Below are 16,376 nucleotides of genomic sequence, written 5' to 3' on the forward strand. Positions count from 1 at the left end.
AAATTGCTCACGGGGTGTGTGCGGTTCGAATGTGCGCGCTAAATGCGATTTGAGAGAGTATCGATTTGCGCGCAGCTGGTTCCTGTCAGGATCTGCTTTCCAGCCATGAGATGGCGTCTTTGGTGGCCTTCCAGAGGATTTCACCATTCTCTCCTGCGCGGAGCATGAAAGAATTATGGACTTCCTCTGGAACAGGCTGCACCTCCAGCAGGTTCACCTGCGTATCCAACGCTGGGGCAAAAGCTTCCTTGCGAGTGACCACAAAGCGCTCATCCGTTGGTACGCGGGACTGGTCCTTCTTCAGAGCGGCCGACTGCATGGCTTTGCTGTGGCTGTCTGGCTGCATCACGGTCACCGCAATGGCCCTGCCATCAGGCAGGAGATGGGTTTCGTTCTGCTGGACTTCGGAGTTGTAAATGACTTCGCCGTGCTGATCGATTAGCTCGACCCACAAGGTTTTACGGCCCTGAATTTCCACTTCACCCACCCAGATGGACAGATCACTTTCCAATGGGTCGGCATAAGGAGCTTTTGGTGGTGGGGCGACGGTGACGGCGAGATAGTCCTCTGGCATGGCGTAGGTGTTGCCGTCCTCGGATTTATCAATGAGCTGCGGGCCGGAAGGTGTGGCCGGATCCGTTGCAGGAGGTGTTTCTGCCAGAACAGGCGCGGCCAGCGTGAGCGGCGCAGCGAGACAGGCGGCAAGAAGACCAGATTTTGCGAAGCGAAAATTCAAGATGTGCGGCAGACCGCACAGCGGAAACAGACTACTCATTGATGGCTCCCTGACTTTCACGCAGCAACTTTCCCAGAGGGGGCGCCTTATTGTGTGCAGTAACACAGTCATCACGAAGTAGTGACTATGATAATTCGCACCAGATACATTAGAGGTATACGTATTTACTTAGAGTATCTATGCCATAATAATTGTATATAAATTATGTTTCGCGTATTTATACTTTCAGGTTATTTAATTGCTATTATGTAAAATTTTCATTGTGTTGATTTGCTATATGAAATGGAGAGAACTGTGATGAGTGTCTCAGTTTCTCTCATTGGCAAAAAAATCACTTATTTTTTCAATCAGCTTAAGTTTTTGAAAGAACAGCGCTTCATTTCTGCCCTTTTTATATGGGGTGCACCTGCCTGTTGTGCGGCGTTTTAAGTGCTGCGTGATATGCACAGCTCTCCCAGCTTATGAACTCCCCGATAATTTGGGGAGGCGTTGCTTGGCTAGTTGGTTGCCATATGCAGGATCAGGGTGAGTTTTGCGGCGAAATGGAGTGCCTCCGCTTTTGTGCGGAAGAGAGTTCTACCCAGATGGACTCCGTTTCTTCGGCCTGCAGCACTTGCCAGTGCTGCGGTTTCGCTGCGCGTGAACATGGTTTTCTACCCATTGTTTTTATTATTGTAGGGTTAGACGCGCGCGCACGAACTCTGTGAGATGAAACGCTGATTTAAAGGAGAGGGGAAAATCAAGAAAGGATGGCTCCCCGGGCCGGATTCGAACCAGCGACCAAGCGGTTAACAGCCGCTTGCTCTACCACTGAGCTACCGGGGATCACGATGATCTTGCCGTTATGGCTGCAAACGAGAAAGGATGGCTCCCCGGGCCGGATTCGAACCAGCGACCAAGCGGTTAACAGCCGCTTGCTCTACCACTGAGCTACCGGGGATCATGACACCCTTGCGAGTTTGCCTCGCCGTTTGCGTGAGGAGGCTTTTACAGAGGCATGGTGTGTTTGCCAAGTCGTTTTTTAGGAATTTTTCGATTTGTGGACAGTTTCTCGTTTTTTTTATTGAGATATCCAAGGGGGTTAGCCAGAAATCTCCAAAAACCGCGGATTTTGCGGGTTTGATTTTCCGGTGATGTTGGAATCCTCACAAAGACAATTGACAGGGGAGCTGATTGCGCCCCACACTTAAGGTCAGAACTCCAGTTTCTTTTCGTCTGTGCCGAGGCTTTCAGGCGGAAGGATTAAACGGGAATGCGGTTCCATATATATGGAAGTAAGCCGCAGCTGCCCCCGCAACTGTGAGCGGCGAGATCATTGCGATAATCCCACTGGCCTTTTTAAGGCTGGGAAGGGGCTGTGATCGACAGAGCCGCAAGCCAGGAGACCGGCTGGAGATATGATTTGACATAGGACTGCTGTCGGGTGGACGGCGAGAGGTGCTCATGACACATATTTCCCTGTCTCCGTGCGAGACAGCTGCTGTACTTTCATATTCTTTGAGCGAAGCTTCGGCTTCCATGCGCTTGCTGATCAGCTAATCCAGATGGCTGAACAGAGCGGCGACCTTTGCGTTCGCCATTGTCTCGTAACGGGCGGTGCTCGTTCCGGGAAAAGCGCATATGCGGAAAAGCTGGTTCTAAGCAGCGGGCGACGCCCGACTTATATTGCGACAGGCCAGGCCTTTGACGGTGAAATGGAGGAGCGGATCGCGCATCATAAGATGCAGCGGGGCGACCTTTGGGACACTGTTGAGGAGCCGCTGGAGCTTGTGCGCGTGCTGAAAGAGCATGCCCATACGGAGCGTGCCATTCTTGTTGATTGCCTGACGCTTTGGCTTTCCAACCTTATGCATGCCCAGCGGGACTGGGGCGTTGAGCTTGAGCAGCTGCGTGCTGTGCTCTCCGATTTGCCATGCCCCGTTGTGTTTGTTGGCAATGAGGTGGGCATGGGCATTGTGCCTGAAAATGCCATGGCCCGCGCCTTTCGTGATGAGGCCGGGCGCCTCAATCAGCGTATCGCTGAGCTTTGCCACTACGTGATGTTTGTTGCTGCCGGTCAACCGTTGCAGCTGAAGCCTGCTGTTTTTCCGGAGATTTCCCTATGACTGTTTCTTTTGCTGCCCCTTCTAAAAAAATTCCTGCCGTCATTATCACTGGTTTTCTGGGTGCCGGAAAAACCACATTGGTCCGCAATCTTTTGATGAAGGCGCAGGACAAGCGCATTGCGCTCATCGTCAACGAGTTTGGCGAGATGGGCTTTGATGGATCGCTGGTCAATGGCTGTGCTGATCCGGATTGTTCAGCTGAGGAAGTGGTGGAGCTGGCCAATGGCTGCATCTGCTGCACGGTGCTGATGATTTTCTGCCAACCATGGAAATGCTGCTGGAGCGCGAGCAGGCACCGGATGTGATCGTGATTGAGACCTCTGGTCTGGCTTTGCCGCAGCCTTTGGTGCGGGCGTTCAACTGGCCTTCCGTGAAGCCTCGCGTCACCGTTGATAGTGTGGTGACTGTGGTGGATGCGCCTGCTGTTGCTGCTGGCAAGGTGGCCTCTGATGAAGAAGCGGTTGCGGCGCAGCGTGCTGCAGATGAGGCGCTGGACCACGAAAGCCCGGTGGAGGAGTTGTTTGCTGACCAGCTGACCTGCGCCGACCTTGTTGTGCTTTCCAAAGCTGATCTTTTGAATGAGGAAGAGCTTGCTGCTGTAAAGGCGACCATCAACGGTCGTTTGCGCGATGGAGTTGAGATTGTGGCAGCCTCTCATGGAGAGCTGGCGCTGGATGTTCTGCTGGGCCGGGATGCCGGGGCAGAGGATGATATGGACTTGCGTCTTTCTCATCATGAAGCGCAGCATGCTCACGACCACGACCACGACCACGACCACTACCACGACCACGACCACGACCACGACCACGACCACGACCACCATCATCATCACGATCATTCTCATGATGACTTTGAGAGCTTTGTGCTGCCAACCCGCCGATTTACTTCGATTGAGGAGGTGAAAGCTCAGGTGGAAGCAGCCATGAAGGTTTCTGGCGTGCTGCGGATTAAAGGCAGTGTGGTGGTTGAAGGCAAAGCGGCACCGGTGCTGGTGCAGGCGGTTGGCCCACGTGTGGAAGCCTGGTTTGCGGCTGGCAGTGAAAGCCACTCCAAGCTGGTTGTGATTGGTCTTGCAGGTTTGGACAAGCACAGCGTGAATGCTGCGCTGAGTGAATTTGAGTTGGTTTCTGCCTGATGCACGTACTTGTCGGGCAATCACGCCGATTGGATGATGGAGAGGAGGCTGTCGATCTGGGGCAGACGCCTGCGGATGTTGTGTTTTTAAGCGCAGCAGACACAGAGCTTGCTGGCCTTGCGGCGGCCCATGCTCAGCATGAGGGCTACTCCCTGCGGCTTGCCAGTTTTCTGGCGCTGTCCCATCCGTACTCTGTTGACCTTTATATTGAGCAGTGCATTCAGGCCTCCAAGCTTGTGGTGGTGCGCCTGTTGGGCGGCGTTGAATACTGGCGCTATGGTGTAGAGCGGCTGGAAGCGGTCGCGCGTGCTGAAGGTGTGAAGCTGGTTCTGCTGCCGGGGGATGACAAGTGGGATGAGGAGCTCGCCAAACGCTCCACCGAGCCGCTGGAGACCGCGCAGATGTTGTGGCGCTATCTGATTGAAGGTGGTGCGGAGAACCTTTCTGGTGCTTTGCTTTATGCAGCGCAGATTGCCGAGTTGCCAGTTGATACACCTTCAGAACCTATGGCATTGCCGCGGGCTGGGCTGATGTTGCAGGGGCATTCACTTCCTTCATTGGATGACGTGCGGGCGAGCTGGAAAGATCCGGGCCGTCCTGTTGCAGCCATTGTGTTTTACCGGGCGCTTTATCAAAGCGGGGCGATAGAGCCAGTACAAGCATTATGCCATGAGCTAGAGGCACAGGGGATAAATCCGCTGGTGCTTTATGTGGCGAGTCTGAAACAGGCGGAATGTGCGGCGGTTGTTTCTAGTGTGTTTGAAGCGTGCCCGCCTGATGTGGTTCTGAACGCCACGGCCTTTGCCCTATCAAACGCAGGGACTGTTCATTCCGGCACGGTGCTGGACAATCCGAGTGCATGCGTTCTGCAAATCGTGCTGTCGTCGTCCTCTGAAGAGGGATGGGCGGAGAGTGATCAGGGCTTATCCCCGCGTGACCTTGCCATGCATGTTGTGCTGCCGGAAATCGATGGCCGACTTTTGACGCGTGCGATCTCGTTTAAAGAAGAGGGTGGCCGCGATACCAAAACACAATGTTCGCTTGTTCGTTTTGTACCAAAACCGGACCGGGTGCAGTTTGTGGCGGCACTGGCGGCCAATTGGGCGCGGCTAAAACACAAAAACGCAAACCAACGCAAAGTCGGCATAATCCTCGCAAACTATCCCAACAAGGATGGGCGTATAGCAAACGGGGTGGGGCTCGATACGCCCGCCTCCTGCACGCATCTGCTTTCTGCCATGAAAACAGAAGGTTATGGTGTTTCTGAGAATGCGCCTCGTTCTTCTGAGGCGTTGATAGAGGACCTGCTGGCTGGCCCTACCAACTCACTTAGTAACGCAAACCAACGCAAAGGCGGGGAAGAGCTGTCGCTGGAGCGCTATAAGCAGTTGTTTTCTCAGCTGCCTTTGGCAGTGCGTGCGGGGATTGAGGAACGCTGGGGTGCGCCAGAGGATGATCCGCATGTTTGGGGCGGATCTTTCCAGCTGGCGCTCAAAACATATGGCAATGTCACGGTCGGTATCCAGCCAGCACGCGGCTATAACATTGATCCTAAAGAGACTTATCACGATCCGGCGCTGGTTCCGCCGCATCATTACCTTGCCTGGTACATGTGGCTGCGTGACAGCTTTGAGGCGGACGCACTTATCCACCTTGGCAAGCACGGGAATCTGGAATGGCTTCCGGGAAAAGCCCTAGCCTTATCAGAGGCTTGCTATCCGGAGGCGGTGATTGGGCCGGTGCCAAACATCTATCCTTTCATCGTCAACGACCCCGGTGAGGGTTCTCAGGCAAAGCGACGGTTATCCTCGGTGATCATTGATCATCTTACCCCTCCGCTGGCCCGCGCTGAGAGTCACGGTTCCGCTCTGGAGCTGGAAGCGTTGCTGGACGAGTATTACATTGCAGCCGGTGTGGACCATCGCCGCCTGAAAGCGCTTGGAAAAGAGATACTTGGCGTTGCCGCCCGTGAGGGTATGGACAAGGATATCGGGCTGACATCTGACATGGATGAGGACACCCGTCTGGCGCGGCTTGATGCTTACCTTTGTGACCTGAAAGAGCTGCAAATCCGGGATGGGCTACACATTCTGGGGCAGTCTCCCACTGGCGATCAACGGGCTGAGTTGCTGGTGGCTTTGCTGCGCGTGCCGCGTGGTGAAAAGCCTCATGAGAACAGTTTGTTACGTGCACTTGCTGAGGATTTGAAACTGGTGGAGTTTGATCCGTTGGATTGTGCTTTTGAGCAGGCATGGGAAGGTGCGCGGCCAACCGTTCTGCTGGAGCTGGTGGAGGCTCCATGGCGCAGCTGTGGGGATACGGTTGAGCGGCTGGAAGCGCTGGCACTGGAGCTGGTTTCTGGTGCGCGGGCGGTTCCTTTTGCGTTTACAGCGACTTCTGCGGTGTTGGAGGCGTTGGAGTACGAGATCGCGCGCAATGTGGATGCGTCTGGATCTGCTGAGGTGGAGGGGGTGTTATCCTCCCTTGCAGGCCGGTTTGTCCCCCCTGGACCATCTGGTGCGCCGTCCCGTGGTCGCCCAGACGTGCTGCCAACCGGGCGTAACTTTTATTCTGTTGACGTTCGCTCCGTTCCTACAAAGGTCGCTTGGAAGCTGGGTGAGCGCAGTGCTAGCGCTTTGATACTACGTCACTTTCAGGATCACGGTGAGTGGCTGCAAAGCATCGCCATGAGCTGCTGGGGAACGGCAAACATGCGCACCGGCGGGGATGATATCGCTCAGGCACTGGCTCTGATCGGTGCCCGTCCGGTGTGGGAAGAGGCATCAGGCCGCGTTACCGGATTCGAGATTGTTCCACTTTCTGAACTCCAGCGCCCCCGGGTTGACGTAACCCTCAGAATATCCGGGTTTTTTCGCGATGCTTTCCCGCAACTCATACATCTGTTCGATGCTGCCGTTGCTGCGATCTCAGAGTTGGATGAACCGGAAGATGCCAATCCACTGGCGGCGCGATGCCAAGCTGAGCTTTGGGGATTACTGGCCAAAGGTGTTGAAGAGGGGCAGGCCCGCAAGCGGGCGTCTACCCGGATTTTTGGCAGTAAACCGGGGGCTTATGGTGCTGGCCTGCAGGCTTTGATTGATGAGAAGCTGTGGGATAAGCACGCAGATTTTGCGGAGAGTTTCCTTGAGTGGGGCGGCTATGCCTATGGCCGTTCGCAGGACGGCGAGCACGCCAAAGAAGATCTGGTCACCCGCCTTTCTCAAGCTGATGCAGTGGTTCACAATCAGGACAATAGAGAGCACGATCTCCTTGATTCTGATGACTATTATCAGTTCGAGGGCGGTCTGGCGGCGACGGTTGAAACGCTGAAAGGCGATGCCCCGCACATCTACCACAACGACCATTCCCGCCCTGAACGTCCTGTCATTCGTACGCTTTCGGAAGAAATCGGGCGGGTTGTCAGGGGGAGAGCTGCCAATCCAAAATGGATCGCCGGTGTTATGCGTCACGGGTATAAAGGTGCTTTTGAGATGGCGGCAACGCTGGATTATCTTTTTGCTTTTGGGGCGACAACCAATGCTGTTTCGCACCATCATTTCGATCAGCTCTATGATGCATATCTTTATGATGATGAAGTGCGGGATTTTATTGCGGAGAAGAATTCCGCAGCGCTTTTGGAAATGACCGAGCGATTTTTAGAGGTCATTCAACGAGATATGTGGGTGCCGAAACGAAACAGCGCCTATGATGATTTGTTAGAGTTGCGACGCGCGCTCATGGATGGAGGGGAATAACATGGTAACGAAGACAGACATGAGTGAAGCAGATCTGGACGCCCGCCACGCGGAAAAGATGCGCAAGAAGAAGGCGGCGCGCGACAAGATCATGGCGACGAAAACTATCGAGAAGGGTTTGCTGATCGTCCATACGGGAAAGGGGAAAGGCAAGTCCACCGCCGGTTTCGGCATGATCTTCCGCAGCTTGGTCATGGACACAAAGTTGCTGTTGTTCAGTTCGTGAAAGGCCGTTTAGAGACCGGCGAACGCATGGCGCTGGACCGTTTCTCCGATCTTGTCACCATCAAGCGTATGGGTGAAGGCTTTACGTGGGAAACACAGGACCGCCAGCGGGATATCTCTGCTGCGCGTGCAGCGTGGGATGCGGCGAAAGAGCTTATCAGCTCCCGTGAACACAAGATGGTTTTGCTGGATGAGCTGAACATTGTATTGCGTTACGAATACATACCGCTTGAAGAGGTGGTTGCGTACCTGCGTGATGAAAAGCCTGAGGATGTTCATGTGGTTATCACTGGCCGTAATGCCAAGGAGGAGCTGATCGAGATTGCGGATCTCGTGACCGAGATGGGGCAGATCAAGCATCCGTTCCGCTCTGGCGTGAAGCCGCAGGAAGGGATTGAGTTTTAAGTCGTGCTGTCACCAGATAAGAGAATAAGAAAACCAGCCCTGATGATACAGGGCACGGGTTCCAACGTGGGCAAAAGCGTTCTTGTGGCCGGACTGGCCCGCGCTTTCACGCGTCGTGGCCTTTCCGTTCAGCCGTTCAAACCGCAAAACATGTCTAACAACGCCGCCGTGACCGCTGATGGCGGGGAAATCGGGCGTGCGCAGGCGCTGCAGGCGCGTGGCGCCAAAGTTGCAACAAGCGTGCATATGAACCCTGTGCTGCTGAAGCCAGAAAGCGACAGTGGCTCTCAGGTGATTGTACAGGGTAAGCGGTTTGGAACGTTGCGCGGTGCGGAGTTTGGTCGGCAAAAAGGTACGCTTATCCAGTATGTTGTGGAGAGTTTTGCTGAAGTTGAATCAAAGGCGGATCTGGTTCTGGTGGAAGGGGCCGGTTCACCTGCGGAGATCAACCTTCGCAGCGGGGATATCGCCAATATGGGGTTCGCGGAGACTGCTGATATTCCGGTGGTGTTGTGCGGGGATATCGACCGCGGCGGCGTTATTGCCTCGCTGGTGGGCACGCATGCGGTGTTGGTGCCTGATGAGACGAAACGCATAAAGTCGTTTTTGATCAATAAGTTTAGGGGTGAACCCTCACTGTTTGATTCAGGCGTAACGGCTATTGAAGATAAAACCGGCTGGCCCTGCAACGGCGTGGTGCCATGGTTCCCGCAAGTGATGGACCTGCCTGCTGAAGATGCGCTGGACCTTTCAGAGAGTACCAGTCGCGGCAAGCTGAAGGTTGTCGTTCCCGTCATCAGCCGTATTGCCAACTTTGATGACCTGGACCCGCTTCGAATGGAAGCCGATGTTTCGCTGGAGTTTGTGCTGCCGGGCGAGGTGTTGCCAGCTGATGCGGATGTGGTTTTGCTGCCGGGCACCAAGTCCACCATCGGCGATCTGGCCTTCTTCCGGGCTCAGGGGTGGGACATTGATCTTTACGCCCATGTTCGTCGTGGCGGTCAGGTGCTTGGCATTTGCGGTGGCTATCAGATGCTGGGCAAGACCATAGCTGATCCGGAAGGGATTGAAGGTGAGTCGGGGTCTATTGATGGTCTTGGTTTGTTGGACGTAGAGACGGTTCTGACACCTCACAAGGAAACCACAGAGAAGACCGGGCGGCATATTCCAAGCGGTGAAGCTGTGACCGGCTACGAGATCCATGTGGGGTGGACATCTGGGCCTGACTGTGCGCGGCCTTTTGTTGATCTGGGTGATCATGTGGATGGTGCGATCTCGAAAGACGGCCTGATTTCAGGTTGTTACATGCATGGCATCTTTGGCTCTGATGCGTTTCGAGCTGCTTTCCTGAAGGGCTTCGGTGCTGCCTCGCAGTTGGGCTATGAGCACCGCGTGGAGCAAGCTCTCGACGCGTTGGCAGACCATCTGGAAAAGCACCTTGATCTGGATGCGCTTTGGGAGATTGCTCAGTCGCGGGTTTAGATGAACCACGCGACAGTGGCGATGAGTAGAGCAAGCAGGGCACAGGAGATACCCATGAGTTTCAATGAGCCATCGATATCATCTGCATCTGCTGCTTTACGGCCACTGGCGTTCATGAAGGGATCTTCCACGCGGTACTCTGCATATTGGCGGGGGCCTGCAAGGGCGATGCCCAGTGCTCCAGCCATAGCCGCTTCTGGCCAGCCAGCATTGGGGGAGCGATGGTTCTTCGCTTCTCTCATAATGGTGGTGAAGGCAGCTTTGTAATGACGGCCTGAGATGAATGCAGAAATCACAATTAGCAGGCCGGAAAGGCGTGAGGCGGGCAGGTTGATCAGGTCATCAAATCGGGCTGAGGCCCAGCCAAAGTCTTCATAGGTTTCGTTTTTATGGCCGATCATGCTGTCAGCGGTGTTGACGGCTTTGTAGATGAGTAGACCCGGCAGCCTAACACGGCGAACCAGAAAATGGGTGCGACAACACCATCTGAGAAGTTTTCGGAACACGATTCAATCGCTGCTCTGCTGACGCCAGCTTCATCCAGATAATCCGGATTGCGACCGACGATCATAGAGACCTGCTTGCGGGCGTTATCCAGACCGGAGTATCTCAGTGCATCGCGCACTCTGGCGACATGTTCGTAGAGACTCTTCTGAGCGATCAGCGTCATGCCGATCAAGGCCAGCAGGATGTTGCCCACGAAGCTTCCCTCCAAAGTCGTTTGGAGGAGGGTGCCTATGATACCTGCAGTGGCAACCAGGCTTAGAAGTGTTCTGACGCCATTCACTTTGCGTCGTTTTGCCGAGAAACTTGTTTTGTTGTACCAGCTTTCCAATAGGGAAATTTGCTTGCCAAACAACGTGACCGGATGCGGAAGTCTGGACCAGAACCAGTTTGGGTCACCAATCACGGCATCCAGCAGGATCGCAAGCAGAACGATCCAAAGCGTATCCTCAAAGAACAGCATGGTTTTCGATCGCTGACAGAGACTGTTTCAGTGCAACTGTTAACCTCTGCCGGGCGGCTTTGTCGGCGGGTAAGCCGAGGCGCATCCAGCTTGGAGAGTAGTCAAATATGCGGGTCCAGATGTGCTGCTTTGCCAGTGCTTTATGCAATGCGTGTGCGTTTGGGTGGTCGATCAGGATGTAAAGATCTGTTTGGCCAACAATTGGCAGGTTCAGCTGTTGCAGAGATGTGCTAAAGAGCTGCATTTCTGTCTTCAGGAAGGTGCGCATTTCGTCTTGCCAGCGCAGGTCGGAAAGGGCTGCGCTGCCGATATCCAGTGCGGGACCGGAGACGGCCCAGCTGCCAAGCTGGCTTTGCAGTTTTGCTGTTATCGCTTTTGGGCCAATCAGAAAGCCCAGACGGACACCGGCGAGGCCGAAGAATTTGCCGAAGCTGCGCAGGACAAGGATTGGCTGGTCATCCAGCTCCGGAATGATTGAGGCATCCGGGTAAAGGTCCATAAACGCTTCATCGACAATCAGATAACCGCCTGCCTTTTGCTGGTTTTCTGCCAGCTGAAGGAGTTCTTCTTTTGTGAAGATATGGCCATTGGGATTGTTCGGGTTCACCAGCAACAGATGCTGGGTCGAAGCCTTGTGAGCCTCTGATGCGGAAATTTTTCGGACTTCAGCGCCGGCCTGTTTCCAGCTTTCTTCGTGAGAAGAATAGGTGGGGCTGACGATTGAGATGGAAGAGTTTGCGCCAAGCAGAGATGGGAGGGCGGTGATGATCGCCTGTGTTCCCGGTGCTGCTGTGATGCCGCTCTGCGATGGGACGCGGTAAGCTGTTCTTGCGGCTTCCAGAAGAGCGGTTTCAGCACCCTCCGTTGGCAGCTCTGTCAGGCCGCGCAAGGTGATGTGTTCTGCTGCGGGATAGGCCACGGGGTTGATGCCGGTGGAGAGGTCCAGCCAGTCCTCAGGCGTACCTCCAAACTGGGCGATTGCCTTAGAAAGATCTCCACCGTGTTGCATTGGTCGTACCCCGCTCAAACTTGCTCGTCTGTTGTAACGGGGTGCCCTTGTGAATGCTATGAATCGTTGCGGAATTCTGCCGGTTTCAACAGGTGTTGGCAGCAGATACTCCCATTGGTTCATAGCCATCAACGCGATTGGTCTTGTTGATGTCGCCGCCAGCCCATTCCAGCACTTTGGGGTCCATGGTTTTGTACCAGAGGGAGGGGATTGCAGCTAAAGCGAAGCAGCCGGGATATCCGCTTGGCAGGCTGGGCAGATCAGGGAAGTTTCGCAGCGTTTGGTAGGGGCGCAGCGGATTGGCGTGATGGTCTGAATGGCGTTGCAGATGGAAGGTGCTGAGGTTTGAAAAAATGTGGTTGGTGTTCCATGAGTGGCGTGGCTGGCAGCGCTCATACTTGCCGTTTTCATCCTTCTGGCGCAGCAGGCCGTAGTGTTCCACATAGTTGGCCTGTGTGAGGCCATACCAGGCTACAACACTTTGAATAACCAGCAAGAACAGGACCTTCCAGCCGAACAGCGCTGTGCAGATGGCAAAGACAATCAGGGTGATGACATAGCCTTGCAGGATGTCGTTCTGGAGCGAGAATGTGCTGAGGCTTTTACGATTGAGACGAGCCTTTTCGTTCTGCCAGCCTCTCACAAACGCGCCCGGGATTTCTCGCAGGGCAAAGGCGTAGATGCTTTCTCCCATGCGTGCGCTTGCTGGATCTTCCGGTGTTGCCACATGCACGTGGTGGCCGCGGTTATGTTCTATGCAGAAATGGCCATACCCAACCACGGCCAGTGCCAGTTTGGCCAGCCATTGATCTGTCTTGTTGGTTTTATGGCCAAGCTCATGAGCCAGCATTATTGTGCCAGAGCCAAACAGCCCTTTGCCAAAGGCGAAGAGGACAATGAGCCAGAGTGGAAGATCGTAGGTGCCAACAAGCCAGACGCCCGCAAACAGGTTGATCCATGCATATGGCACCAGCCAGCGGACAAGGCGACTGTAATACGGATCTTCCGCCATTTGGGCGAGTACGTCATCGGGTGGATTGTAAGGATCTTCGCCGATTAAGGCGTCCAGACCCGGGATTACGATGAAGAAATAAATGAGAGGGATGAAGAGCGTTGCGGTGGCCAGCGTGTAGGCATAGAGCGCAACTGTGATCAGTGTGACGCTGCTGCTGGCATAGGCAATCAGCCAGTAATAGCGCTTTGCGTCCTTATATGTGGTGATGTTGCCTGCTTGATCCCGTGTTTTGAAAACCATCGCTCCCTCCCAGATGCTAGGTTTACCTTAGGGTAAGGTAGCAGCTTTTTGGGTAAAGCGAAACTGTGTTGTTTGGCGAGAGGGATTGGCGCTGATTACGCGACAGGTTCTTCTTCAACCGCTGCCGGTTTGATGATGTCGTCCATCGGCAGGGTCTTGGACCACGTTTTGTAGCGCTTTTCCAGTTCGTCGTAGTTTTCTTCGCAGCCCACGCGGAAATCAGGAAAATTGGGACCGCGCAGCCATTCGCCCCGTGCGTTTCCCTTCAGCATCCAGCCATTGCCAGAGGAGAGGAAAAGGGTGGTGTTGAGGCTGAGGGCCTTGAACAGCTTGCGGGTGGCGACACCATGTTTTTTCAAGATGACATCCAGCTTGATAGCTTTGATCTTCCATGGTGTCAGCTTGATTGGTGCAGGCTTGCCGGCTTCAACAACAGGAATAACCTCCGGCAGTTCCAGCCGTTCAAGGGGATAGAACTCCTTGAAGTTGCCAGCAGGTGACGCGCGGTCCGGGTTTGGCAGTTTGGGGCGATACCAGTTGACGGTGCTTGGGCTTTTGGAGGTTTCGCTCTCAATCTCAATGATTTGCAGCTGCAAAATGTTGCAGACAGGCTGGAAATCCAGATTTGAGCCTTTCGGGATCAGGATCGCTCTGCAATCCGGGCCGGGTTTATCGGCCTGATAGGCCGTTTCAGCGGACTGTGAGATGACTTTGGCATTGAGACGCAGTTTGGCTTCTATGCCGACTTGAAAGCCATCTGACTTTCTGACGAGAAGGATATCCCAATTGCCCCATTCAGTAGGCGATCCATTCCTCTGGTAGTTTGCTGATGAAATGGGCGCACATCTCGTTTTCTGAGGCAAACTCCGCCTTGCGCCGCCTCTTTTTTCGGCGTGCGGGTGCAGAGCGTTTTTTTGATGTGTCAGTTATATCGCTCATAGAAAGCTGCCCCTTAAATCAGCCGTGCTGCAATCGCATGCCACTTGAGTTTAATTGGCAAATGCTTGCGCGGAAACGCAGAGTACCGGGTACTGCACAGGTTCTGTGGTGTTTGAGGTCGTGAAGGGGATGGATGTGCTGCGAATTCTGAAAGGTCCGATTTGGGCTGTTGATGCATTGATGGGGCAGAAGTCCTTTAAAAAGAACCCGATTATCGGCAGTCGCTGGCTGAATGAGCGCGGGTTCTATCTCAAACGCGTTGCCTGGGCGGAGCGGATGGCGGCGCTGCGCCGGAGGCAAATGGCGCATTACCTGACTGATGAAGACCGGGCGTTCTTCCATCGCAATGGCTATCTGGTGAAAGAGAACTTTCTGCCTTCTGACGTTTTGAAACAGGTTCAGGACGAGATTGCCACTCGCGAATTTGCTGCAAGTGAGATGCGGCAGGGAAAAACGGTGACGCGATTTATCGGGTTGCCGCCTTCAGTTTTGAAGGATTTGCCGGGCTTGCAGCAGGTAGTGCATGATCCGTTCCTGCAAAAGGCAATGCGCTATGTGGCCTCTTACAATGCAGATCCAATCCTGTTTTTGCATGCGGTTTTGTGGGATCTGGACAAAACGCAGAAAGACCCGCAGACGGATTTTCACATTGATACCTTCCATGCCACATCCAAATGCTGGCTGTTCTTAAAGGATGTGGAGGCCGAAGACGGGCCGTTTCATTATGTGCCGGGCTCTCATCGCTATACGCCCGAGCGGCGGGAGTGGGAGTTTGATCAGAGCTTGATGCGGTTCATCATAGTGATGGCATGCATGCAGCGGGCTCATTCCGTGCAAGTGAAAAGACGATCCGCAAGTTGGGATACGGTGAGCCTGTGAGTTTTGCGGTGCCAGCTAACACGCTGGTGATCGCGGATACGCATGGCTTTCATCGCCGGGGCATTGCTACACGCCCGGGTGTTCGTCTTGGTCTCTTCGGAGATCTGCGCCGCTCACCGTACTTTCCATGGTCAGGGCTGGACGCGCGCTCACTGCCGGGCATCAAGCAGGCAATCGGAGATTTATACGGCTTATCTGAATTTCAGAAGCAAACTGACGGGTAAATCCAGCCACCATCAGGAGGTCGGACACGTAAAGATCGACGCGCCGCCGGTGTTGTGAGAGGGCGAGCGACATTGTTCGCGCAGAGCGCGCTGATTAGCCAAACTATCGATGTCAGGAAAGAAAAGTGGAGGCCTCTGCCGGAATCGAACCGGCGTACACGGATTTGCAATCCGCTGCGTCACCACTCCGCCAAGAGGCCCCGTGTGGTGTGAGAGGGCTTTTCTGATATTTGGGGCGGATAGTCAAGCAGGCAATTTCAATTCTGGTATCACTCTTGTGTAAAAGACCGAAATCTATGGGGTTTACCTGAGTTCATGAATTTCTGAGTTGCACATGACCTTCGTCAAATTTCTTCGAAAAAGCTCATATTTGCATTGCAAAATTGAAAAATGGAAAAACAACAGAGGGTACTGTTTATTTTTACGGATGTGGCAGCTTGTGTTTGTGAAGCATGAGCGATATTTCTCAGCCAAAGAATCTTGCGAGACAGTGAGGACAGGATGGTCAACTTCGCGGAACAAAGAACACTGATGGTCGATAATCAGCTGCGGACCAATGATATTACAGACCTGCGCATTATTGGTGCGATGGGGAAGGTGCCTCGCGAAAAGTTCGTTCCGGAAAACCAGCAGGAGTTGGCTTACATCGATGAAGATGTATCCGTAGATGAAAACGGTGAGCGCAAAATGCTCAAGCCGCACATCTTTGGCCGTCTTGTTCAGCTGGCTGACATTACAGACAAGGACGTTGTTCTGGTTGTTGGTGCTGCTTCCGGTTATGGCGTAGCGGTTGTTTCTTACCTTGCTGAATCCGTTGTTGGTCTTGAGGTTGATGTGGCGCTTTCAGAAGCTGCCTCTGCGAATCTTGAGCGGCTGGGTATTGAAAACGCAGCGGTGATTGATGGCGATCTGGCGAAGGGCTATGCGGCTGACGCGCCTTATGATGTTATTCTGGTCAACGGTTCTGTTGAGCAGCTGCCGGAAGCTTTGACTGCGCAGATGAAAGACGAAGGTCGTCTGGTTGTAGTTGAAGGTGAAAGCAATGCAGGCGTTGCGAAGCTTTACACCAAGTCCGGCGGTAATGTGAGCTCACGCTTCGCATTTAACGCGCATGCAAGTGCACTGCCAGGTTTTGAGAAGCCAGAAGTCTTTGAATTTTAATCGACTTCACGCTTAGTGAGTTGAAATGAGGCGAGGGGAGACCTTCGCCTTTTTTGTTTTTCTGTGAAAAGTTGAAATGAGTTTACCTTTTCGTGACGT

The 16,376-nt window shown here is 53.9% G+C and carries 11 protein-coding genes, 3 tRNA genes, 3 pseudogenes and 1 riboswitch; of the genes and pseudogenes, 8 read left to right on the forward strand and 9 right to left on the reverse strand.

What is annotated here, in order from left to right:
- Positions 1-85: 85 nt before the first annotated feature.
- From JCM12308_RS08385 to JCM12308_RS08395, 4 genes are all read right to left on the reverse strand, one after another.
- The gene (locus JCM12308_RS08385; RefSeq protein WP_054783429.1) at positions 86-775 is read right to left on the reverse strand and encodes a hypothetical protein; all 690 of its coding nucleotides are present in this window, start codon (positions 773-775) and stop codon (positions 86-88) included.
- Positions 776-1,233: 458 nt separating this feature from the next.
- A complete protein-coding gene (locus tag JCM12308_RS28265) occupies positions 1,234-1,383 on the reverse strand; it encodes a hypothetical protein (protein WP_008546290.1) in 150 nt (49 codons plus the stop codon).
- A gap of 103 nt (positions 1,384-1,486) precedes the next feature.
- Positions 1,487-1,561, reverse strand: a tRNA-Asn gene (locus JCM12308_RS08390).
- A gap of 40 nt (positions 1,562-1,601) precedes the next feature.
- A tRNA-Asn gene (locus JCM12308_RS08395) sits at positions 1,602-1,676 on the reverse strand.
- A 258-nt stretch (positions 1,677-1,934) separates the two neighbouring features.
- Positions 1,935-2,144: riboswitch (cobalamin riboswitch) on the forward strand.
- A 136-nt stretch (positions 2,145-2,280) separates the two neighbouring features.
- Between JCM12308_RS08395 and cobU the strand changes: the two genes are divergently transcribed.
- From cobU to JCM12308_RS08420, 5 genes and pseudogenes are all read left to right on the forward strand, one after another.
- A complete protein-coding gene (gene cobU, locus JCM12308_RS08400; protein WP_083416976.1) occupies positions 2,281-2,841 on the forward strand; it encodes a bifunctional adenosylcobinamide kinase/adenosylcobinamide-phosphate guanylyltransferase in 561 nt (186 codons plus the stop codon).
- Positions 2,838-3,976 (forward strand): annotated as a pseudogene (gene cobW / locus JCM12308_RS08405) (cobalamin biosynthesis protein CobW). The gene cobU and the pseudogene cobW overlap by 4 nt, the downstream one beginning before the upstream one ends.
- Entirely contained in the window at positions 3,976-7,731 is a 3,756-nt protein-coding gene (cobN, locus tag JCM12308_RS08410) for a cobaltochelatase subunit CobN (protein ID WP_054783430.1), read from the forward strand. Before cobW ends, cobN begins: the two are co-directional and overlap by 1 nt.
- A gap of 1 nt (position 7,732) precedes the next feature.
- A pseudogene (gene cobO, locus JCM12308_RS08415) lies at positions 7,733-8,361 on the forward strand (cob(I)yrinic acid a,c-diamide adenosyltransferase).
- A gap of 42 nt (positions 8,362-8,403) precedes the next feature.
- On the forward strand, positions 8,404-9,843 hold the full coding sequence (locus JCM12308_RS08420) for a cobyric acid synthase (RefSeq protein ID WP_054783431.1): 1,440 nt from the start codon (positions 8,404-8,406) through the stop codon (positions 9,841-9,843).
- Here JCM12308_RS08420 and cbiB read toward each other — a convergent pair.
- The 4 genes and pseudogenes from cbiB to JCM12308_RS08440 all read right to left on the reverse strand — a co-directional run bounded on the left by cbiB (position 9,840) and on the right by JCM12308_RS08440 (position 13,937).
- Positions 9,840-10,810, reverse strand: a pseudogene (gene cbiB, locus JCM12308_RS08425) (adenosylcobinamide-phosphate synthase CbiB). The gene JCM12308_RS08420 and the pseudogene cbiB overlap by 4 nt on opposite strands.
- Complete coding sequence (cobD, locus tag JCM12308_RS08430; RefSeq protein ID WP_054783432.1) at positions 10,797-11,819, reverse strand: threonine-phosphate decarboxylase CobD; 1,023 nt, start codon at positions 11,817-11,819, stop codon at positions 10,797-10,799. Before cobD ends, cbiB begins: the two are co-directional and overlap by 14 nt.
- Before the next feature lie 85 nt (positions 11,820-11,904).
- On the reverse strand, positions 11,905-13,074 hold the full coding sequence (locus JCM12308_RS08435; RefSeq protein ID WP_054783433.1) for an alkane 1-monooxygenase: 1,170 nt from the start codon (positions 13,072-13,074) through the stop codon (positions 11,905-11,907).
- A 95-nt stretch (positions 13,075-13,169) separates the two neighbouring features.
- Positions 13,170-13,937 (reverse strand): hypothetical protein, encoded by a 768-nt coding sequence (locus JCM12308_RS08440; protein WP_208978386.1) that lies wholly within the window; start codon positions 13,935-13,937, stop codon positions 13,170-13,172.
- A gap of 181 nt (positions 13,938-14,118) precedes the next feature.
- Between JCM12308_RS08440 and JCM12308_RS08445 the strand changes: the two genes are divergently transcribed.
- Together JCM12308_RS08445 and JCM12308_RS29410 are read left to right on the forward strand one after the other, a co-directional pair.
- Positions 14,119-14,892 (forward strand): phytanoyl-CoA dioxygenase family protein, encoded by a 774-nt coding sequence (locus JCM12308_RS08445; RefSeq protein WP_208978387.1) that lies wholly within the window; start codon positions 14,119-14,121, stop codon positions 14,890-14,892.
- Between the two features lie 8 nt (positions 14,893-14,900).
- Entirely contained in the window at positions 14,901-15,116 is a 216-nt protein-coding gene (locus JCM12308_RS29410; RefSeq protein ID WP_208978388.1) for a hypothetical protein, read from the forward strand.
- A 126-nt stretch (positions 15,117-15,242) separates the two neighbouring features.
- Here JCM12308_RS29410 and JCM12308_RS08450 read toward each other — a convergent pair.
- Positions 15,243-15,316 (reverse strand) — tRNA-Cys (locus tag JCM12308_RS08450).
- Positions 15,317-15,617: 301 nt separating this feature from the next.
- Here JCM12308_RS08450 and JCM12308_RS08455 point away from each other — a divergent pair.
- Positions 15,618-16,277, forward strand: a complete 660-nt coding sequence (locus JCM12308_RS08455) for a protein-L-isoaspartate O-methyltransferase family protein (protein WP_054783434.1) — start codon at positions 15,618-15,620, stop codon at positions 16,275-16,277.
- The last annotated feature ends 99 nt before the right edge of the window (positions 16,278-16,376 follow it).

The organism is Pseudovibrio denitrificans JCM 12308 (assembly GCF_001310815.1).
Classification (GTDB): Bacteria; Pseudomonadota; Alphaproteobacteria; order Rhizobiales; family Stappiaceae; genus Pseudovibrio; species Pseudovibrio denitrificans.

What these genes read in the sequence shown, in the direction of transcription:
- JCM12308_RS08385 (WP_054783429.1), bottom strand. Translation starts at nt 775, where the DNA reads ATGAGTAGTCTGTTTCCGCTGTGCGGTCTGCCGCACATCTTGAATTTT.
- JCM12308_RS28265 (WP_008546290.1), bottom strand. Translation starts at nt 1,383, where the DNA reads ATGTTCACGCGCAGCGAAACCGCAGCACTGGCAAGTGCTGCAGGCCGA.
- cobU (WP_083416976.1), top strand. Translation starts at nt 2,281, where the DNA reads ATGGCTGAACAGAGCGGCGACCTTTGCGTTCGCCATTGTCTCGTAACG.
- cobN (WP_054783430.1), top strand. Translation starts at nt 3,976, where the DNA reads ATGCACGTACTTGTCGGGCAATCACGCCGATTGGATGATGGAGAGGAG.
- JCM12308_RS08420 (WP_054783431.1), top strand. Translation starts at nt 8,404, where the DNA reads ATGATACAGGGCACGGGTTCCAACGTGGGCAAAAGCGTTCTTGTGGCC.
- cobD (WP_054783432.1), bottom strand. Translation starts at nt 11,819, where the DNA reads ATGCAACACGGTGGAGATCTTTCTAAGGCAATCGCCCAGTTTGGAGGT.
- JCM12308_RS08435 (WP_054783433.1), bottom strand. Translation starts at nt 13,074, where the DNA reads ATGGTTTTCAAAACACGGGATCAAGCAGGCAACATCACCACATATAAG.
- JCM12308_RS08455 (WP_054783434.1), top strand. Translation starts at nt 15,618, where the DNA reads ATGGTCAACTTCGCGGAACAAAGAACACTGATGGTCGATAATCAGCTG.